Below are 19,758 nucleotides of genomic sequence, written 5' to 3'. Positions count from 1 at the left end.
TCTTTACGGTAGGGTTCAATGCGCCGGATCCCCTCGGCTCTCGCAGTCGCAGCGCTCACCTTGGCCGCCAGCTGCGGCGACAGTGTGTCTCCCACGGCTACGGCACCGGTCGCTGCCGGCCCGTCGGCTTCGCAGTCGCGCGGCGCTTACGGTGGAGCCGCGTACACGTTCGACATCTCCACCCGCGGCGGGGTCTACACGCTGGGCCAGTACCTGCTCGTCGTTCCCCCCCGCGCGGTGTGCGACCCGACCACGTCGACGTACGGCCCGGGCACCTGGAACGATCCGTGCACGGCGGCCAGGTCGCCGATCCACGTGAGCGCCACGGTGACCACGATCGACGGCCGCGATTACGTGGACTTCACCCCCGACATCCGATTCGTGCCCAGCAACGATCCGTCCCGCTGGGTGACCATCCACACCCTCCGCCTGGCGGCCATCGGTGGCCATGGCGACCTGCGCCGGTTCGCGGTCCTGTTCTCGGCCGTGCCGGGCGGCCCGGTGGTGGACGAGTCGGCGACCGACTCGACGCTGGCCACGCACGTGAACATCCGCACGGGGGCCGTGTGGCGCCGCGTGGAGCACTTCACGGGCTACAACGTGCACACCGGGCTGGTGGATGACTGCACGCCGGGCGTGGACGATGGCTGCTACGCCATCGGCACGATCATCATCGGCGGCACGCCGCAGTAGTCGCTTGGTGATGGCGATCACGAGAGGGCCCCGCGAATCGCGGGGCCCTCTTGCGTTGCAAGTGACCCGATCTTACGTCCGCGAGTTGAGAGGGAAACGCCGTGACGGCGCGGCAGCGCGCTGGAACGATTTCGCGGCGGGTGTGTTTGTACGGACGAGGGCTGGGCGGCGCGTGGTCGGAGGTGAAACTCCATGCCGCCGGCCGTCGTTCGAGGGAGCAAGGCGATGGTGCAGCAGCACTTTATTCAGGAGGGGGTATGGATGTCCTCGTGATGCTCGAGGAGAACCCCGACCACTCGCCGGTGCTCGCGCACGTGAACTCCGTTCCGGCGCCGCTCGACTCCGAGCGGCCGTCACGGGACATCGTGACGCTGTATGGCGCCCCGACCACGGAGTCCGTTGCGTTGGCGTTGGCGGCGGCGGTGGAATGCCACCGTACGGGGGAGGAGGGGGAGGGGGGAGGCGAGGGAAGTCTGGAGTCCATCCGCCATCTGGGCGTGTGGGCGGAGCGCGGCGCCGTGGGTGACGCGGCGTGGCGCGACAGCACCGGACAGCTCGTGACCCGGGACCTGGAGATTCCGCTGGAGATTCTCCACGCCACGGCCACGGAACTGATGCGGGAATGCGGCCAGGTGATCGGTCGCCTCGTGGCCGGACTGTCGATGCCCGACTGGCCCGAAGGGGCACGGCGGGCGATTACGGTGTCGTTGGGGCCCGTGGGGGGGCTGACGGCGCCGGTTCTGAAGCCGCTGGAGTCGGTGCTGGAACGGTGGCGGGAAGCAGACAGTCTGGCCTTCGACTTTGAGGGGGAGTGAGACACGACACCTGATTCGTCCGAGCAGTCCAACCCACCGGGGAGCGCCTAGTCGCTCCCCGGTGGCGTTTCCGGCCGGCACACCTTGACGAACCCCTATGCAGGGGGTCAGGCTTTGAAGTACAGAGGAGCATCGAAACGTGCCCAGGCAGTCTATCCGCACCTCCTTCCGCCGCCCATCAGGCGGCGAGCGCGTCTTTACGGACGCCCTCGGCCGCACATGGAGCGCCGCATACGTGAACGGTGAGGCCGGCGGCAACAATGCCGTCGTGTTCACCTGCGTCAGCGAGGTGCGTCAGTCGGGCCGTGCGATCGCTGTGGACCTGCCGGGCAGCGTGGGGGATGTCGAGGACGACACACTCCGCGCCTGGCTGTCGATCGCCCCCCGCATCGGCACACTCACTTGAGGTGATGAGGACCGGCACATGCCAGAATATCGAGGGTCAGAAATCCGGAACGTGGCGGTAGTGGGACACGGGGCGAGCGGCAAGACCAGCCTGGTCGATGCGCTCGCCTTCGTGTCTGGATCCAGCAAGCGCCACGGCTCCGTGAAGGACGGCACGTCGCTCACCGACACGGCCCCTGAAGAAGTGGAGCGCGGCTACTCGATCAATCTGGGTTGCGCGTACGCCGAGTGGATGAACACCAAGATCAATCTCATCGACACGCCGGGATACCTCGACTTCCAGGGCGACGCGGTCGCCGGACTCGCCGCCGCCGACGGCGCGCTCTGCGTGGTGAGCGCCACGGCGGGGATCGAGGTGGGCACCGAACGCATGTTTCGCGAGGCCGTGCGGCGGCGCGATCCGGTGCTGTTCGTGGCCTCGATGATGGACAAGGAGCACGCCAGCTTCGACGACGTGGTGGACCAGATCCGCGCCCGCCTCACCAACAAGGTCATTCCGGTCGAGGTGCCGATCGGCGAAGGGCCGGAGTTCCACGGGATCATCAACCTGTTCACGAGAAAGGCGCATCTGTACAAGCGCGGGGTGAAGGGCGGGAACTACGACGAGGTCGAGATCCCGGCCGAGCACCGGCCGCAGTTCGACAAGTACTACGAGCAGCTCATCGAGACCATCGCCGCCACCGACGACTCCCTGCTGGAGCGGTACCTGGAGGGCGGCGAGATCCCGCGGGAAGACGCCGTCGCCGCGATGAAGGAAGCGATGAAGCAGATGGAGCTGTTCCCCCTGTTCTGCATATCCAGCGAACTCAACTACGGGACCCAGGCGGTGCTGAGCACGATCGTCGAACTGATGCCCACGGCGTGGGAGATGGAGGAGCTGCACGCCTTCAAGGGCGCCGAGGGCGATCGCACGGTGGAGATCCACGCCATCGACGACGCGCCGTTCGCCGCGCTCGCCTTCAAGACGACGTCCGAGCCGCACGTGGGCGAGGTGACGTTCTTCCGCATCTTCTCGGGCCGGGTGGAGAACGGGGCCGAGGTGTTCAACGCCACCCGCGACGGCGTCGAGAAGCTGAACCATCTGTCGATCACGCAGGGCAAGGATCGGACGGAGCAGGCGGTTCTCCATGCCGGCGACATCGGCTGCGTGGCCAAGCTCCGCAATACCCACACCAACGACACCCTGTCCACCCGCCAACATCCGGTGCGGCTCCCGCAGATCGCCTTCCCGGAGGGGGCGCTGCAGATGGCGGTGCACGCCGCCGCCCGCGCCGACGAGGAGAAGCTCCAGGCCGGACTCCACAAGCTGCACGACGAGGATCCGACGTTCGAGATGCACTACAACGCCGAGACCCACGAGACGATCGTATCGGGGCTGGGCGAACGGCACCTCGAGGTCACGCTGGCCAAGCTCAAGCGTCGGTACGGAGTCGAAGCCGACCTCACCAAACCCAGCATCGCGTACCGCGAGACGCTGCGAGGCACGGGTGAGGGGCAGGGCCGGCACAAGAAGCAGAGCGGCGGCCGCGGCCAGTTCGGCGATTGCTGGGTGCGGTTCTCCCCCCTCCCCCGCGGCGGGGGATACGAATTCGTGGATCGCATCGTGGGTGGCGCGATTCCCAGCAAGTTCATCCCCGCCGTGGACCGGGGCGTGCAGGAAGCCGCCGTCCGTGGCATCCTGGCCGGATACCCGCTCGTGGATTTCAGGGCCGAGGTCTACGACGGTTCGTACCACACCGTGGACTCCAACGAAATGTCGTTCAAGATGGCGGGCATCCTGGGGTTCAAGGCGGTGGCGCCAAAATGCAAGCCGGTGCTGCTCGAGCCGCTGGACGATCTCGAGATCACCACGCCGGACGAATATCTGGGCGACGTGCTCGGCGATCTGTCGTCGCGGCGCGGGCACATCATGGGAACCGACAGCACGCCCGACGGCGCCCGCGTGCGCGCCGTGATCCCGCAGGCCGAGCTGCACATGTATGCGAGCGCGCTGCAGTCCATGACCCAGGGACGCGCCATGTTCATCCACCGGTTCCACGGCTATGAAGAGATGCCGCCCGACGCCGCCCAGCGCGTGATCGCGGAGTCGAGCAAGGAGCATGAAGAAGCGCTGGCGCACTGAGGCCGCCCGCGACCCGGTTCCCGTCATGGAGGAGATGCGATGTTGAAGTCACGAACACTGCTGGGACTGACCGCCGGACTGTTGCTGTCCGCCTGCGCCACCACCGGGACGAGCGCGGGATCGGCGTCCGGCGTGCGCGATCGGAACGTGATCACGCAGCAGGAGCTGGCGGCCGAGAATTCAACCACGGTCTACGAAGCCATCCAGCACCTGCGTCCCGAGATGCTCCGGGTGCGGCCCGCGGAGCAGACGTCGTCGCTCACCCAGTCGGCGGGCTACACCCTCAACGTGTACCAGGACGACAACAAGATCGGGGACATCTCGGTGCTGCACGGCATGCCGCTGGGGTTGATCCGGGAGATCCGCTATCTGAGTCCATCGCAGGCCATGCAGCGATTCGGCTCGGGCAATCCGGGCGGCGTGATTCAGCTGATCACCCACTGACCGGCCCCGGAGCGACGATGCGTCCTTCAGCCCTGGCGCTCTGCCTGATCCTCGGTCTCACCGCCGGTGCCTGTGCGAGTGCCGGCGGCGCCGCCTCGTCGGGCGCGACGCGAGCGCCGCGCAATCCCGACGTGATCACGAGCGCGGAGTTGGCGCAGGGCGCGTACAGCAACGCCTACGACGCCATCCGGCAGCTCCGGCCGCAGATGCTCATCATGCGCGGGGGGGCCTCGTCCATCACCCAGCAGCAGTCGTACACGATCCAGGTGTACCTGGACAATGTGAGCGTGGGCCTGAGTCGCCTGCGCGAGCTGCCGGTGGACGGCATCCGTGAAATTCGGTACCTCGACGCCACCGACGCGACCCAGCGGTTCGGCACCGGCAATGGCGCCGGCGCCATCGTCATCTCGATGCACTGACCAACGCGGCGGAACGCCGTGGGCAGTAGGCCGTCCCTGCCCACGGCGGACTCTTGATTACGAGCCCGCGCTGCGCCGGCGCTTGGGCCGCGCCGCCTTCTTCGGCCGCGCGCCGCTCTGGATGGGTAGCACGCCGGGTTCCTGCTCCGCGGCCGCGCCGCATGCGCTGGCCGTCACCGGCTGGCGCGGCTGCTTGTAGGTGAAGCGCTTGCCCTCGTAGTTGCGGAAGATCACTTCTTCGTCGGTGATCTTCTCCACGTACTCGGGCAGCAGCGGCACCTTCCCCCCGCCGCCGGGTGCGTCGATGCAGAAGTGGGGTACGGCCAGCCCCGACGTCCAGCCGCGGAGCGCCTTCACGATCTCGAGGCCGGTCTCCACCATGGTGCGGAAATGCTCGCCGCCCGCCACCTGGTCGGCCATGTACAGATAGTACGGGCGCACCCGCGCCTTGAGGAGCTTCTGCATCAGCTCCTTCATCGTCTCCGCGTTGTCGTTCACCCCGCGGAGGAGCACGGTCTGGCAGCCCAGCGGCACGCCGGCGTCGGCCAGGCGCCCCAGCGCCGCCACGGTGGCCGGCGTGAGCTCGCTGGGATGGTTGAAGTGCGTGTTCATGTACACGGGATGGTACTTCTTGACCATCTCGCAGAACTCCGGGGTGATCCGCTCCGGCAGATGCGAGGTGATCCGACTGCCGATGCGGATGATCTCGACGTGCGGGATCTCACGCAGCCGCTGGAATAGATATTCCAGCCGGCGGTCCGAGAGCATCATCGGATCGCCGCCGCTCATGATCACGTCGCGGATTTCCGGGTGGCTCCGGATGTACTCGAATGCCGATTCATACTGGTTGAGCGGGATCTTCTCCGGGTCTCCCACCTTCCGGCGGCGGGTGCAGAACCGGCAGTACGACGCGCACACCGGGCTCACCAGGAAGAGGACGCGGTCGGGATACCGATGCGTGATGTTCGGCACCGGCGAATCTCCGTCCTCGTCCAGCGAGTCGATCACGCCGTCCACCACGTCCAACTCCTGGATGGTGGGGACGTACTGGTTCCAGATCGGGTCTCCCACTTCCTTGATCTGCGCGAGAACGGCCGGCGTGAGGCGCATCTGGAAATTCTCGAACGCGGGCTGCAGGGCCTCGACGTCGATGACGTCGGGTCCGAACCGCTCGGCCAGCTTGTCCAGCGTGTCGATGCCGGTATGGAGGATTTGCTGCCAGTCGCTCATGGCCGTCAGGCTCCGCGATCTGCGGGTAAGGGGGAACTGCCGAGCTGCCTCGTGAATACCACCCGGTCGTCCGCCGGGGCGTAGAAATCGCGGAGGCGTGCCGCCGCGCGGTAGCCGCGCGCTCCGTAGAACCGCCGTGCCGAGTCGTAGCCCTCGCGGGCCGACGTCTCCACCACCACCAGCCGCGCTCCACGGTCCCGGAGCCGACGCTCCACCTCGGCGAGCAGCGCCGATCCCACTCCCGCCCCCTGATGCGACGGGTGCACCGCAATCCAATAGACGTCGTACGTCCCGTTGGTTCCCGGCGTTGGGCCGTAGCAGCAGTATCCCGCGAGGCGTCCCGCCGCATCGAGCGCCGCCACGAACTCGTAATCCGCGCTCGGTGCCGGCGGTCCGAACGCCTCGTCGAACAGTTCGAGCGCCACGCCGATCTCGTCCGGACGGAACGACCCCGTGGCGTGAAGCAGGTCGCGCAGCGCCGCGCGTTGCGACGCGTCCATGGCACCGATGGTGATCATCACGAGGCCTGGCGCGCGCCGTCGAACAGATCGGTCTCGAGCGTGGGATCCACGCCCCCCGAGAGCTGGAACGCCAGCGCCCACAGCCGGTCGGCCTCGCCGACATCGATGCGATGGTGCAATCCCAGCTGGCACACGGTGCGGATGAGCTTCGCGTAGCTGATGCCCGCCACTTTGGCCATGCGGGCGAGGCCGGCGTCCGGCGCGATGTCCGGATTCGCGTTGACTTCCAGGATCCAGGGCCGGCCGTCGGCGTCGATGCGCATGTCCACCCGCCCGTAGCCGTAGCCGCCCACCAGCCGCCACGCCTCCAGCGCGATGCGGCGCACCTCGGCCTCCAACTCCGGCGAGAGATCGGCCGGGCACCGTGGCGCCGTGCCGAGGTCTTCTTCACTCCCCGTCTCCCACTTGGACCGATAACTCACGATGCGCCACAGGCCCTCGGGCATCTGTTCGAAGTCGATCTCGGCCACGGGGAGCACCGTGTCGCCCACGATCCCGACGTTCACCTCGCGGCCGTCCACGTACCGCTGCACCAATACCTGATTCCAGCGTTCGAGCATCGCTTCCAGCCGTTGGGCCAGCGCGCGCTTGGTCCGGACCACGGATTTCTGCTCGATGCCGATGGATGCGTCCTCGGCGGTCGGCTTGCAGATGGCCGGATAGCCGATCGACTGCACCGGGTCTCCGCTGCGGAAGGTGGCGAACCGGGGCACCGGGAGGCCGGCGTTGGCGAGCAGGGCGTTCACCACGTGCTTGCGCAGGCAGAGCGCCGTGGTGTAGCTGGAGCTGCCGGTATACGGAATGGCCAGCAGTTCGAGCACGGCGATCACGGGGGGCTCCAGCGCGGCGATGCCGTCGATCCCCTCGCACATGTTGAAGACGAGCTCGAACCGGCCCTTGCGCAGGCGCTCGATCCAGCGGCCGTCGGGGTGCACCGGCAGCCGCGTCACGGTGTTCCCCTCGGTCACGAGCGCGTGCTCGATGGCCTCGACCGTTGCCAGGATCTGCAGGTCGGGGAAGGCGGCGATGGCCGATGCTCCATCGAACAGGATGGCGATTCTCACGGTATGCTCCCGCGCTCGAGTGCAACGCCCTGGCGCTCTGCGGCGTGGATGAGACAAGCCTGGATCAGCCTGTCGTACGACAGCCCCGCCGCGCGCGCGGCCTTGGGCAGGCAGGAGTGGTCGGCCGGATCCGGCAGGATCCCGGGCAGCGGATTGACTTCGATCACGTGGGGGGCGCCGGCGGCGTCCAACCGGACGTCGATCCGCGACCAGTCACGGCAGCCCAGGGCACGGTACGCCCCCAGCGTGACCGCCTCGATGGCCGAACGAAGCTCGGGCGCGATACGCGCCGGGCATTCGAAGATCTCGAGCGGATGGTCGCGCGTGTCCCAGACCCACTTGGCTTCGAACCCGTAGATCGGCACGGCGCCGTCAGGGAGCGTGTCGAACCGCAGCGCCACGATCGGGAGTACCCGCGCGGCGCCGCCGTTGCCGAGCACCCCGCACGTGAATTCGGCGCCCGGCAGATACTCCTCCACCAGCACCGGCTGGTCGTAGTCCCGGAGCAGTTCGCGTCCGCGCATCAGGAGCTCGTCGGGGCCGCGCACGAGATTCCGCTCCGTGATTCCCTTGGACGAGCCTTCCTGGACGGGCTTGAGGAACAGCGGGAACCGCGACGGCGAGCCGGGAAACCGCGGATGGCGGCCGGCGGCCAGAGCCTCGAGCTCGGCATCGGTCTCCACGAGCGCGAAGCCGGCCGTGGGAATGCCGTGCGCGGCCAGCATCTGCTTGGTGCGGGCCTTGTGCAGGCAGAGCGCGAGGGTGAACGGGTCGCTCCCCGAATAGGGAATCCCGAAGAACTCGCAGATCGCCGGCACGTGCGACTCGCGGTTGGGGCCGGCCAGCCCCTCGGCGATGTTGAACACGATGTCCGGCCTGGCGTCGCGCAGCCGCTCGGGGAAGTCGGGGGTCGCCTCGAGCCGGATCACCTCGCCCATCGCCGAGAGGGCGTGGGCCACGGCGTCGATCGTCTCGGCGGAGTCCCATTCCGCGAACACGTCGTCGGTGACGGCCGGCGCGGGAGAGGCGGGGACGACGAGTCCCGTGCCACCGCCTGCCGTGGCGAATGGAGTGGACGGGACAGAGTAGAAGGTCCGGGCGCTTTCGTCCCGGCGCGTACTGGGCGGCTCGTCGTCGGCGTCGACCGCGTCGGATGCAGCATGCGACGCGGGAGTCGACTCTGGCTTTTGATTGTACGCGAAACCGATGCGCGTCATCCGATCTCGAAAGGACGCGCCAAGATACGTAGCCTGAATTCGTCGCGCAACGGGAAAAAAGGCGCGGCGCGCGGTTCGCTCAGACTTTGTGGTATGAGATGCGCGCCGCCTCTCGGCGGTCCTCGGCCATGTACACCTCGAAGTCCGAGAAGAAGCCCGGCGCCTCGGCCTGCAGCATGCGGAGGATGGCGATGGCCGCGCGGCGAATCTCCATCTCGGCGCCCTCGCCCGATCGAAGCTCGAGCATGGTGCGCCAGGCGCGGGCGTTGGCGGTCACCACGATCTTCGTCTCGGTGGAGTTGGGGAGCACCGCGCGCGCCGCTTCCCGAGACATCTTCCGCCGGTGGACCTTGTCGGCCACCCACCCGTATCGCTCCATGAGTTGCTCCACGAGCGCCACGTAGGCCTGCTGGGCCGATTCCACCTGAGCGCGCCATGCCGCCTCGAGCGCCGCGTCGCCGATGATGGCGGGAGGGACCACGAATGCCGCGTGGGACTCGTCCACGTACCGCTGCGAGAGCTGCGAGTAGGCAAAGCCGGCGCGGTGCCGCACCAGCTCGTGGGTGAGCGACCGGCTCACCCCCTCGAGGAGGACGGAGTAGTTGGCGTGCTCCAGGACACTCCCATGCCCCTGCTTCTTGATGTTATCCAGATACTCCCGCGTGGCCCGCTTGGCCGGATTGTGCTGGCTCATGTAGCACAGCCGGCCGGCGAATTCCGCCAGCCGCTCGCCGTCCGTGCTCTCTCCCTGCCACTCGACCGGAAGGTGCGCCGGCTCCGTGAACGCGGGCCGGGCGAGGAGCGTCACGCGGGGGGCGGTGAAGAGCTCGGGAGTCTGGGGAGTCATGGACATTGGGAGTAGGACAGTAGGACGGTAGGACGGTAGTGCGTAAACGGCGTTCGGCAGGCATCCGTCCTTCCCTCCTACCGCCCTACCGTCCTACAGCTAGTCTGCAACCGAGTCTGCACTGGGGCGACCTCTCACATCTGAATCAAGACTCGGCGTGCGCATCCAGCAAGCCGAGCCGGAATTCTCCGTACGCGCGATCGCGCTCCACCACTTCCAGCGCCCGGGCCGCGGCGGCGGGAATCGGCGGCAGCGACGGATCGTACTTCACGTCCTTCACGGCGCGCTGTCCCGGGAGCGGCACCTTCACGCCCGGATTCAGAATTCCGCGGGGGTCGAAGCAGCGCTTCACGAGCGAGAACCGCTCCCGGGCGGCGTCGCTCCACACCCGCGACAGCAGCGGCGTCCGCAGCCGGCCGTCCCCATGCTCGCCGGTGAGCGTGCCGCCCAGCGACGCCGTGAGCGCCACCACGCCGTCGAGGATCCCGTCGAACTTGGCTCGCCAGTCGGGCTGGCTGACGTCGATCAGGGGGTTCACATGGATGTGCGCGTCCCCGGCATGTCCGAAAATCACGCCGCGTACCCGATGGCGCTCGAGCACCGCGCGCACGCCGCGCACATAGTCGGCCAGATGCTCGGGCGGCACGGCGCCGTCTTCGATGAACTGCATGGACTTGAGCGACGGATCGAGCCGCGACAGGATGGGGCTCACCGCGTGGCGCAGCTCCCACAGGTCGTGCTCGGCGGTCGGCTCGAGCGCCAGCGTCACGCCGGAGGCGCCGAGGCGCCGAAACACCTGCTCGATGGAACGGGCCCGCGCCCCTACATCACGGGCAGACTCTCCCTCCAGCTTCACCAGGAGCACGGCGTCGGCGCCCGCGGCCACCGGGAGCGGCGCGGTGCCCGTGCTCGCCAGCTCCAGAAACGTCCGGTCGAGCAGCTCGCAGGCGGTGGCGCCTGTCTTGCGTACCTCGACCGCGGCCCGGACCGCCGTGTCGAGGGACCGGAATTCGCCGAGCAGACTGGCGCTCGATGCCGGGATGGGCTCCAGACGAAGCTCGACCTCGGTGAACAGCGCCAGCGTGCCCTCGCTGCCCACGAGCAGATCCACGAAGTCGCCGCTCGCGGCGTAGGCCGCGGTGGCGTACCCCGACGAGTCCTTGTACACCCGCGGATGCACCGACGGCGTGGCTCGCTCGCGACGCGCGATGGCGTCGTGCGCTTCGCGCATGAACCGGTCGATGGCCGCGATCTCCCGCGCCGGCGCCGCGCCGCGCCGGATGTCGGCCACCGAGCTGTCGTCGAACACGCAGCGGAGTGCCTGCACCCAGGGCCGCATGGGACCCTGACGCATGGAATTGGCGCCCGCCGCATTGGTGGCCGCCATGCCCCCCACCGTGCAGAACTCACCGCTCGACGGATCCACCGGAAAGCGCAACCCCACCGCGCGCGCGGCCCGATCCGCCTCGCCGCGCAACACGCCGGCGCCCACCCGCACAGTGCGCAGGGATTCGTCCACCGCGCCCATGGTCCGGAATCGCGAGAGGTCCACGGCCACGCCGTCGCCCAGCGCCCCGCCGGCCACGCCGCTGCCCGATCCTCTCGGGACGAGGGGCACGCCTTCGCGATGCGCCCACCCCACGAGGGTCTGCAGGTCGCGCTCGTCGGCGGGCACGGCTACGGCGCTGGGCCAGTTGCGGGTGATCCCCGCGGCCTCGCCGTACACGGCGCGCGCCGCGTCGTCGGTACGGAACGTTCCCCTGAATCCCGGCGGTGCAGTGATGCTCACGCGAACGATGTCCTCTCCAGAGACGTGCCGGCGGGCAGCGCCGGCGCTTCCGGCGCGGTAGGTTTCTCGGCGAACCGGCAATGCAGAAGTTTAACGAAACCACTCCGCTCACGACGACCCCGCAGGTCCCCGTGTCGCCGCCCGATCCTCGCCTCGAGAGCGCGCGCCGCTTCTCGCACGATATCCTGCCGGCCGTGTCCCGGACGTTCGCCCTCAGCATCCGGGTGCTGCCGGGCGTGCTGGGGCAGGCGGTGAACTGCGCGTACCTGCTCTGCCGGATCGCCGATACCATCGAGGACGAGCCGGTGCTCCCGGCGGCCGAGAAGGCGGCGCTGTTCGACCGCTTCCTCGCGTGTTTCGACGACCCGGCCCTGGCCGACGGGTTCCCGGCCCTGATCGAGCGGATGGCGGGCGAGCCCGCCCACCTGCGCCTCGTACATCACGCCGATCTGGTGTTCGTGGTGTTCCGGCAACTCCCGCCGGCCACCCGCGCCCACGTGCAGCGGTGGGTCACCGAGATGGCGGTGGGCATGCGCAAGTTCGTGCTGCGGTACCCGCACGGCATCCGCATCCAGACTCTGGACGAGTACCGCGAGTACTGCTACTACGTGGCCGGCACGGTGGGCTACCTGCTCACCGACCTCTGGCACGAGCACACCCCGAGCATCGGCCAGCGCGAGTACGCCGCGCTCCGCGAGCGCAGCCGGTCGTTTGCCGAGGCCCTGCAGACGGTCAACATCCTCAAGGACGTGGCCCCGGACGCGGCGCACGAGAACTCGATCTACATCCCCGAGCAACTGCTGGCCGAGTATGGCAGCAGCCACGCCGCGATCCTGGCCGGCGAGCGGGTGGAAGGCACGCAGGCCGCCCTCACGTCGCTGATCGAGATGGCGTGGGAGGACTTGGAGCATGCCAAGGACTATCTGCTGCTCGTCCCGCGGCGTGCCGTGGCTGTCCGGCTGTTCTGCGCGCTGCCACTTCTGTTCGCCTACGCCACGCTCCGCGACCTCACGCGGTCGCCGACGGCACTGGCGCGACGCGAGGTGGTGAAGATCTCGCGCGCCGAGGTGAAGTCGCTCATCGCGCTGAGCGTGATCGGGATCCTGAGCAATCGGGTGCTCAACGGGCTGGCCGAACGCGCCCGGCGCCGGCCGGTGAGGCTCGTGCCCCGATGGGGCGGACGTCAGTAGCGCCGCGGAACGGCGCCCGCCGCCGATGCGAGGAGCTTGAGCAGCGACGGATTCTCGGCGCGCTCGCCGCGCTCCAGCCGGTCGAGTAGCTGCTCCAGGGTGAGCTGGGCCCGGTTCACCGCGTTGGCGTGCAGCTCCCGGGCGCCGAAGAATCCGAGTGCCCCCAGGGCCACCACGGGCGCCACGGCCACGAGCGCAGCAAAGTGCAGCAGGAGCGCGGCGCCGCTGGCCGCCGCGCCGATCGTGGCCACCCCGATCATCCGGCCGGTGGCGGCGCGGAGGTGGGAACTCAGGTCGGCGTCCAACCGCACCAGCAGCCGGCCGTCATCCACGGGCACCACCGTGGCGCCCACGTCACTCGCCTTGGACAACGCATACCCGCGCCCGCCCACGTTGAGCATGCGGCGGATGCCGCCTTCCAGATCGCGGCGGGGTTCCCAGACGATGCGGTCCGGAAACTGGCGCTTGATCTGCAGCCACTCGTCTTTCTGCAGCCACACATCGAGCGCCGAGAAGACGTCGGCGGCGGTTCCGCGAACGGTGCGCTCCGCGCTGACCAGCGACGGGCCGATGAACCGGCCGGGTCGGTGTTCGCGATCGCGGCCGGCGCGCTCCTCGGCCAGCGCCTGCCGCAGGTGCAGCGGCGACAGGCCCACCTCCTTGCCGAGATCGAGGATCTGATCGTCGGTCATCATATCTGCGGAGTCGCCGGTGCGCGCCTGCAACTCGGCGGCGCGCGCCAGCACACGTTCCAGCGCGGCGCGATCGAGCGGGGTTCGCGGGACGGGAACCTGCGGGTCGGCCATGATCTCAATATACGGCGCGAAGGCCGGGTCAGCTTCCGCCGAGTGCCTGGTTGATCTGGCGGGCCAGGTCGGCGACGATGGCCGTGGGGAGCGGGAACGTGCTGGTGAACACGGCCTGCACGCCGGTGGCCGGGGGCGTCACGCCGGCCTGGCTCAGATAGAAGCGCATGAAGCCGTCGCCCAGTTCGGGCGCCACGCGCTCGATCAGCATCTCGCCGCCCCGCACGGCGGCGGTGGGTGCGTATCCGGCCGCCACCCCGTTGCGCTGCTCGGCCGGCGAGGCGTTGTCGTTGATCGCCGCGGCGGCGATGGTCTGCACCAACTCGTGCGCCACCACGTAGATGGGTTCGGCCACCGTGGCGGGCGATGCGGGCAGCGTCACCACCATCACGTTGTGGTCGGGCGCCGCGTTGAGCGTGCGGCCCTCGCCGCCCAGGACCAGCGACAGCACGATCTGTCCGTCCAGCTGGTGCGTATTGGTGAGAAAGCGCTGGAAGCGCGGCCGCAGCGATTGCCAGAGCGAGTCCACCGACCCGGCCACGGGGCCGCGCGCGCGCTGCTGCGCGATCCAGTACTGGTGGTAGAAGTGCTCCGATTCGTCGCCCAACGACTGCATGAACAGCCGCAGCCAGTTGCGGTCCTGCACGGTGGGGAAGATCGACGCGAGAAGCGCCACCTGACCCCGCAGCGACGGCTCGGCGCTGCGGGGGTCGCCGTTGGCGCCGAGGAAGGCGGTCGTGGCCTGGACCACCTGGTCCCACGAATCGAAGTACAACGGCACGAACTGCCCGCTGGAGATCTCGGGGTTCTGCGCCATCAACGCGCTCAGTTGTTCATGATTGGCGTCGAGGCCGGTGAGCACGTTGGCGCGTTGCCGGATGACGGTCATCGAGTCGCGATAGCCGCGGCGGAATACCGGCACCTGCGCCGCGTCGCGCGTGAGCATGGCGTATCCGTGAAGCCACAGATCCACGTCCTCCCGTGTGACCACGGGCCACGCCCGCGCCGGGGCGGCCGCGGGCGTGGCGCCCCCGCCGGCCGTGCGCCGCGCTCCGGTGGCGCATGCCGTGCACGCCGCGAGCGCGACCAGGGCGCCGCTCCGCCAGACGCGCCGCATCATGCGTTCTGGCCGGACGACCGGCCGCACGCCACGCAGAACTTCCATCCCACCTCCAGTTCAGCGCCGCACGCGCTGCAATTCATCACCGTGAGGTTCTGGCCGCAGTGCGGGCAGAACACGACGCGACGCCCCTGCGGCAGTCTCCCGCTGCAGTACCGGCACCGCAGCTCGTCGGCGGCCGCCGCGGCCGCCGCCACCGACGCCGGCGTGGACAGCCGGACCGTCGATCCGCCTGCCGGCGCCGGTTCGGCCGCCGCCCCCCGCCCATGCTGTTGCAGCGCGGCCGGCGAGAGCGCCACCTGGGCGTCGGCATACTGCCGGAACACGCCCAGATCGGGGTTGGGCGACGCCAACTCGCGCGCCAGCGCGTCGCGCATGCGATCGTCCACGATGAGATACCCGCGGGCCCCGGAAAGGAGCTGCATCAGCGCGAGTTCGTAATCCTCGTTGGTTTCGATCGCCAACTCCCGTCGGAAGTGGCGATACGGCAGGAGCGTCTGGTACAGCTCCGCCACCTCGAACGGCTGCGTGAGGTATCGCGGTTGCGTGTCGCGCACCGTTTGCGCGAGCACGGTGAACATGCGGTCGATGGCGTCCATCCCGGCCTCCACTAGTCGAGCATCGTCGCCTGCGCCACGGGCAGCGGCCGCGACGCCTTGAATCTACGAGGATCGGGAAACGGCGCCGGGTCGGCGTGCATCCGGCGGGCGGCCCGCTCGGCCGCCAGCCATTCGCCGAACCGGGACGGCTCGGCGCCCACCGAAGCCGTCTGCTCCCTTGCTGCCCGGATCGCGAGATGGTTGGCGTACTCGTTCTGCACGTGGCCGTCGTGGCCCCGCACCCATTGCCACTGGACCGCGTGCGGGCGGACCCGCTCCACGGCCTCCTTCCACAGGGCCAGATTCTCGATCGGCCCGGTCTTGCGGCGCCAACCGCGCGCCATCCAGCCCGGCACCCATTCGCTCATGCCCTTGATCAGATATTGCGAATCGCTCGTGAACAGGACGCGGAACCGGCCCCCCTTCTGCGCGATGAGCTGGAACGCCTCGATCACGCTCAGCAGCGCCATGCGATTGTTGGTCGTTGCCGGCTCCGAGCGCCAATAGTCCCACCGCTGCACGGCGCCGGACTCCGCGCCGCGGAATTCGATCACGCCCCCGGCGGCTCCCGGGTTGTCTCCCTCGCGCCCGTTGCCGAGGCACGATTCGTCGGCATAGATGGCGATCAGGGGCAGGGGAGCGGGCTCGTTCATCGCACGACCTCGATGGTGTCCATCTCGTCGATGAACAGCGTCAGGTGGTCTCCGGTGGTGGGGTTGCGAGCCTCGATGGCCTCGCGGCGGTCGTGCAGGCACAGCCGTTCCGGCACGACGATGAATTCCGTACCCCGGCGGTACACCACGAGCCGTTGCGAGTTCGCCACGGCCCGCTCGAGCGTGTCGTACTGGGCGGCGGTCAGTTGCGCCATGGCGCTTCCACTCCGTTGGTCGCGCCGCCGCACCACCCGCGCGCCAGCCGTTCGAGGACGGCGGCGGCGCGCCGGATCTGTTCCGTCTCCACGTATTCCTCATGGGCGTGGGCGAGCGACATGTCGCCGGGCCCGAAGCAGACGGCCGGGATGCCGGCCTCGTTGAGCACGGCGCAGTCGGTCCACGCGCTCATGCCCTCGGTGCGGACGTCGATGGCCTGATGCTCCAGCGCATCCCGCAGGGCGCGCACGATCGGCGCGTCGGTGGGCACGTCGCTCGGACTCTGCGCCAGCGACAGGCGCGCATCCACGCGCAACGCGGGCCGCCGGGCCCGCACCCTGGCGCAGATGGCTTCCACTTCGGCCATCACCTGGGCCGGCGTCTCGCCCGGAATCGTGCGCCGCTCGATCTTGAGTTCGCACCGGTCGGGATACGTGGACATGCCCGAGCCGCCGGCGATGAGCGAGGCGTGGACCGACGGATGGCCCAGCAGCGGATGGGAACGCCGCGGCAACTCGTCGGCGTCGAACGCATCCAGCTCGGCGAGCACCAGACCGGCGTGGCGGATGGCATCCACGCCGAGGTCCCACCGGCTGCCGTGCGCGGCGCGGCCGTGGAAGACGAGGTCCACCCACACGAAGCCGCGGTGCGCGGGCATGATGGCCAGTCCCGTGGGCTCGGTCACGACGGCGGCATCGGCCCGGATGCCGGCGGCCACGAGGGCGCGTGTGCCGCGGCTCTCGAACTCCTCGTCCACCACGCCGGCCACGACCACCTCGCCGTGCGTGAGGCCGTCGGCGGCGAGGGCGGCGGCCGCGCACATCGCCGCCACGCCCGCCTTCATGTCCGACGACCCGCGTCCGTACAGGCGACCGTCGCGCTCGTCGGCGGCGAACGGGGCATGCGTCATCCCGTCCACGCCCACGACGTCGAGGTGGCCGTTGAACATCAGCGCGTGCGGGCCGGGCGTGCCGATCCGCGCCACCACGTTGGGGCGGCCCGGCGCCACCTCCTGCAGCTCCACGCGGAATCCCCACGCGTCGAGCACGCCGCGGAGCACGGCGGCCACGTGGCCTTCGCCCGGGCCGCCGGGCACGAGCGACGGATTGCGCGAATCCGTGCGGATGAGCGCCCGGGCCAGGCCTACGGCGTCTCCGCGTTCCAGTCGCATGCGATCAGTCCTGTTTCATCCACCGTGAATGGCACCAATGCACCCAGCGCGCCCATGGCCCGGCGCACCGCCTCTTCGTCGCCCGCGCGCGCGATCGCCACCACGCACCCGCCGCCGGAGGCCCCGGTGGCCTTGGCGCCCAGGGCGCCGGCGTCGTGGGCGCGCGCGATGACGGCATCGATGCGGGGCGTGGGAATGGCGGGATGCAGCGCCCGTTGGTGCGTCCAGTGTTCGCCGATCTGCATCCCCAGCGCATCGACGTCGCCGTCCTCGAGCGCCGCGATCATCGCCCTGGCCAGCTCACGCATCCGCGCGAGAGCGAACGTTACACGCTTCTCCCCGCGGTGGTAGCCCTCGAGCACGCCGGAGATCGTGTCGCCCGAGACGCGCGATTCGCCCGTGTACACGAGCACGCAGCGGCGCTCGAGCTCGGCGCGCAGCGGCGCTGGCAGCGGGATGCGGTGGACGGCCACCGCGGCGCCGAAGGTGAGGCCGAGCAGTCCCCCATGCGTGGCGGCGTAGTGATCCTGCCGCCCACCGGCCACGCCCAGATCCTCGACCTCGATCGTGCGCCCCCGTTCCGCGATGTCCGCGCGGTCCAGCGGAACCCCACGCCAGCGATCGATCGCGCCGAGCAGCGCGGCACCGGCGGCGGACGACCCGCCGAGGCCGGCGCCCACGGGGAAGTCGCTGGTCAGGGACGCGCGGACGGATCCGGCCAGATGGGCGCGTGCGAGTGCCGCGCGCACGAGCGGCGCGTCGGCATCCATCGCCTCGCCGGCGCGGCAAGGTGCGGGCGGTGTGTCGTCCCGGAGCACCGCCGTGGCGTATCTCGCGATCGCCACGCTGCACACCACGCCCCCCTCGCGTTCGCAATACGGCGGAACGTCGGTCCAGCCGCCGCCGAAGTCCACGCGCGTGGGAGCGCGCATGGCCACCACCCGCGCCACGCTAGCTCGAGTGGTCGTGCACGATGAGCCAGCGGCCGCTCACGCGGCGCATGACGAGCGACGTGGGTCCGCGGGCCGTGATGGAATCGCCACGCGTGAGCACGTACCAGGCGATGGTGTTCACGAGGTCGGGGCCCAGCACGTCCACTTCCACGTTCTGGAAGTGCAGCGAGTCGCGCCGGGCGCCGGGCGCGAAGCGGGCGGCGTACACGTTGCGGATCGCGGCGATGCCGTGGACCACACCCGTCTTGGTGATGAACGTGGTCTCGGTGTCGGGGAGATAGTCCGAGACGAAGGCGTCCAGATCGCCGCGGTCCCAGGATTGGGCCCCGTGGTCGAGCATGGCCATGATCTCACGCTGGATCTGCATGGGATCGGGAGGCGCGGGCGGCGCCGAGGCGACGCGGCGCAGCGCGAACCACCCGGCGACGACCGCGATGAGCAGGAGCACGAGGTGCCGCGAGCGAAGCATGCGCCGATCTCCGGAACTACCGCTTCTTTTTCGCGGCAGCCTTCTTGGCCGGCTTCTTGGGCGCCGGTTTGTGCGCCTTGGGCGCGGCCTTCTTGGCCGGCTTCTTGGCCGGCGCGGGCTTCTTCGCCGCCGGCTTGGCGGGCTTCTTGGCGGCAACCTTCTCGCCCTTCACCGGCTTGGGCATGAACACCTTGGACGGGGGCTTGGGAGGGCGCGGCGGGTGGAGTTCGGCGAACGCGGCGGCGGCGATCTCCGCGGCCCGCGCGGCCTGCGCCTTGGCCAGTGCGACTCGCTCAGCGGTCACCTTGGTGGCCGTGGGCCGAACGCGCTCGGCCGCCGGCCGCTTGGCGTGCGCCGCTTCTGCTTCGCGCAGCAGCTTGTCCGCTTCGTCCTGCGTCATCTGTCCGCGGCGAACCATGTAGTTGGTCAGGTCGCGCGCGCTCTCGATGGCGAAGCCGGCAATGCCGACGGAGGCGCTGATCACGTCCTTCATGGCCGCTGCCACTTTGCTCCCGGCCTCGAGGCTGATGAGCTGTGCCTTTTCGGCGAGTTCGGCGACTGTATCACGCGCGTCGGCGCGATGCCCCGGGCCGCGGCGCGGAGCCGGCGGGGCCGGCGGGGCCGGCGAGGTGGCTGGGGTGGTGGGCGGGTGGTCTGTGGCGGGTTTGGCGGGACCGCCCTGCGCATTGTGCGGCATCTATCGCGTCCACTCGTTGGTAAGGGGGAAGTGCGCCCCGTTTCATTTGATGGACAATCGGCGGCGCGCTATGTTCGCGGGCCCCGAATCCCACACCTGTGGGAGAATTCGCCGCAAGTATATGATTTTTCGACAGCTATGCAAGGACGCCGGCACCATTTCGACGCATATGAGCGCTCGGCGAGAACCGACCGATATGATCTAAATCAGCAACACTATACAGTCATATTCAAGCCATCATATGCTCACTGGACTAAAAATACTCGATCTTTCCAGAGTACTTGCCGGCCCGCTCTCATCGATGCTGCTGGCCGACCT

The 19,758-nt window shown here is 69.3% G+C and carries 22 protein-coding genes; 7 read left to right on the top strand and 15 right to left on the bottom strand.

Features of this window, described 5'->3' with window-relative positions; genetic code table 11:
• The first annotated feature begins 84 nt into the window (after positions 1–84).
• The 6 genes from VNE60_13110 (at position 85) to VNE60_13085 (ending at position 4,898) form a co-directional block, all read left to right on the top strand.
• On the top strand, positions 85–693 hold the full coding sequence (locus tag VNE60_13110; protein HVB32458.1) for a hypothetical protein: 609 nt from the start codon (positions 85–87) through the stop codon (positions 691–693).
• Between the two features lie 257 nt (positions 694–950).
• On the top strand, positions 951–1,508 hold the full coding sequence (locus tag VNE60_13105; protein ID HVB32457.1) for a hypothetical protein: 558 nt from the start codon (positions 951–953) through the stop codon (positions 1,506–1,508).
• 235 nt (positions 1,509–1,743) lie between these two features.
• Positions 1,744–1,914, top strand: a complete 171-nt coding sequence (locus VNE60_13100) for a hypothetical protein (GenBank protein HVB32456.1) — start codon at positions 1,744–1,746, stop codon at positions 1,912–1,914.
• Positions 1,915–1,932: 18 nt separating this feature from the next.
• Positions 1,933–4,035 carry an elongation factor G gene (locus VNE60_13095; GenBank protein HVB32455.1) on the top strand — a complete coding sequence of 701 codons (2,103 nt, stop codon included), beginning with the start codon at positions 1,933–1,935 and terminating at the stop codon, positions 4,033–4,035.
• A gap of 39 nt (positions 4,036–4,074) precedes the next feature.
• Positions 4,075–4,479 (top strand): hypothetical protein, encoded by a 405-nt coding sequence (locus tag VNE60_13090; GenBank protein HVB32454.1) that lies wholly within the window; start codon positions 4,075–4,077, stop codon positions 4,477–4,479.
• Positions 4,480–4,496: 17 nt separating this feature from the next.
• The gene (locus VNE60_13085; GenBank protein ID HVB32453.1) at positions 4,497–4,898 is read left to right on the top strand and encodes a hypothetical protein; all 402 of its coding nucleotides are present in this window, start codon (positions 4,497–4,499) and stop codon (positions 4,896–4,898) included.
• 57 nt (positions 4,899–4,955) lie between these two features.
• On the opposite strand, the gene VNE60_13080 is transcribed toward VNE60_13085, so the two are convergent.
• The 6 genes from VNE60_13080 to VNE60_13055 form a co-directional block, all read right to left on the bottom strand.
• Entirely contained in the window at positions 4,956–6,128 is a 1,173-nt protein-coding gene (locus VNE60_13080) for a KamA family radical SAM protein (GenBank protein HVB32452.1), read from the bottom strand.
• 5 nt (positions 6,129–6,133) lie between these two features.
• Positions 6,134–6,646: a GNAT family N-acetyltransferase gene (locus VNE60_13075; protein HVB32451.1), complete on the bottom strand. Its 513-nt coding sequence runs from the start codon at positions 6,644–6,646 to the stop codon at positions 6,134–6,136.
• Positions 6,646–7,713 carry a hypothetical protein gene (locus VNE60_13070; GenBank protein ID HVB32450.1) on the bottom strand — a complete coding sequence of 356 codons (1,068 nt, stop codon included), beginning with the start codon at positions 7,711–7,713 and terminating at the stop codon, positions 6,646–6,648. Before VNE60_13070 ends, VNE60_13075 begins: the two co-directional genes overlap by 1 nt.
• Positions 7,710–8,711, bottom strand: a complete 1,002-nt coding sequence (locus VNE60_13065) for a hypothetical protein (protein HVB32449.1) — start codon at positions 8,709–8,711, stop codon at positions 7,710–7,712. The genes VNE60_13070 and VNE60_13065 overlap by 4 nt, the downstream gene beginning before the upstream one ends.
• A 298-nt stretch (positions 8,712–9,009) precedes the next feature.
• Positions 9,010–9,777: an FAD-dependent thymidylate synthase gene (gene thyX, locus VNE60_13060; GenBank protein HVB32448.1), complete on the bottom strand. Its 768-nt coding sequence runs from the start codon at positions 9,775–9,777 to the stop codon at positions 9,010–9,012.
• Positions 9,778–9,922: 145 nt separating this feature from the next.
• The gene (locus VNE60_13055) at positions 9,923–11,566 is read right to left on the bottom strand and encodes an FAD-binding oxidoreductase (GenBank protein ID HVB32447.1); all 1,644 of its coding nucleotides are present in this window, start codon (positions 11,564–11,566) and stop codon (positions 9,923–9,925) included.
• 80 nt (positions 11,567–11,646) lie between these two features.
• On the opposite strand from VNE60_13055, the gene VNE60_13050 reads away from it, so the two are divergent.
• Positions 11,647–12,756 (top strand): phytoene/squalene synthase family protein, encoded by a 1,110-nt coding sequence (locus VNE60_13050; protein ID HVB32446.1) that lies wholly within the window; start codon positions 11,647–11,649, stop codon positions 12,754–12,756.
• Here the strand turns inward: VNE60_13050 and VNE60_13045 are convergent.
• The 9 genes from VNE60_13045 to VNE60_13005 are packed head-to-tail and all read right to left on the bottom strand — an operon-like array spanning position 12,750 to position 19,236.
• Entirely contained in the window at positions 12,750–13,562 is an 813-nt protein-coding gene (locus VNE60_13045) for a hypothetical protein (protein HVB32445.1), read from the bottom strand. The genes VNE60_13050 and VNE60_13045 overlap by 7 nt on opposite strands.
• 28 nt (positions 13,563–13,590) lie before the next feature.
• Positions 13,591–14,682, bottom strand: a complete 1,092-nt coding sequence (locus tag VNE60_13040; GenBank protein ID HVB32444.1) for a hypothetical protein — start codon at positions 14,680–14,682, stop codon at positions 13,591–13,593.
• Entirely contained in the window at positions 14,679–15,281 is a 603-nt protein-coding gene (locus VNE60_13035) for a zinc ribbon domain-containing protein (GenBank protein HVB32443.1), read from the bottom strand. The genes VNE60_13040 and VNE60_13035 overlap by 4 nt, the downstream gene beginning before the upstream one ends.
• A gap of 11 nt (positions 15,282–15,292) precedes the next feature.
• Complete coding sequence (locus VNE60_13030; GenBank protein ID HVB32442.1) at positions 15,293–15,934, bottom strand: ribonuclease H; 642 nt, start codon at positions 15,932–15,934, stop codon at positions 15,293–15,295.
• Entirely contained in the window at positions 15,931–16,149 is a 219-nt protein-coding gene (locus VNE60_13025; GenBank protein ID HVB32441.1) for a hypothetical protein, read from the bottom strand. The genes VNE60_13030 and VNE60_13025 overlap by 4 nt, the downstream gene beginning before the upstream one ends.
• Positions 16,137–17,321, bottom strand: a complete 1,185-nt coding sequence (locus tag VNE60_13020; GenBank protein ID HVB32440.1) for an ArgE/DapE family deacylase — start codon at positions 17,319–17,321, stop codon at positions 16,137–16,139. Before VNE60_13020 ends, VNE60_13025 begins: the two co-directional genes overlap by 13 nt.
• Positions 17,294–18,253: a hypothetical protein gene (locus tag VNE60_13015; protein HVB32439.1), complete on the bottom strand. Its 960-nt coding sequence runs from the start codon at positions 18,251–18,253 to the stop codon at positions 17,294–17,296. The genes VNE60_13020 and VNE60_13015 overlap by 28 nt, the downstream gene beginning before the upstream one ends.
• A 19-nt stretch (positions 18,254–18,272) precedes the next feature.
• Entirely contained in the window at positions 18,273–18,743 is a 471-nt protein-coding gene (locus tag VNE60_13010; GenBank protein ID HVB32438.1) for an SgcJ/EcaC family oxidoreductase, read from the bottom strand.
• Positions 18,744–18,759: 16 nt separating this feature from the next.
• On the bottom strand, positions 18,760–19,236 hold the full coding sequence (locus VNE60_13005; GenBank protein ID HVB32437.1) for a hypothetical protein: 477 nt from the start codon (positions 19,234–19,236) through the stop codon (positions 18,760–18,762).
• Between the last annotated feature and the right edge of the window lie 522 nt (positions 19,237–19,758).

The sequence above is a fragment of the Gemmatimonadaceae bacterium genome, from assembly GCA_035533755.1.
Lineage (GTDB): Bacteria > Gemmatimonadota > Gemmatimonadetes > Gemmatimonadales > Gemmatimonadaceae > JAGWRI01.
This window is presented reverse-complemented; position numbering and strand designations above follow the sequence as displayed.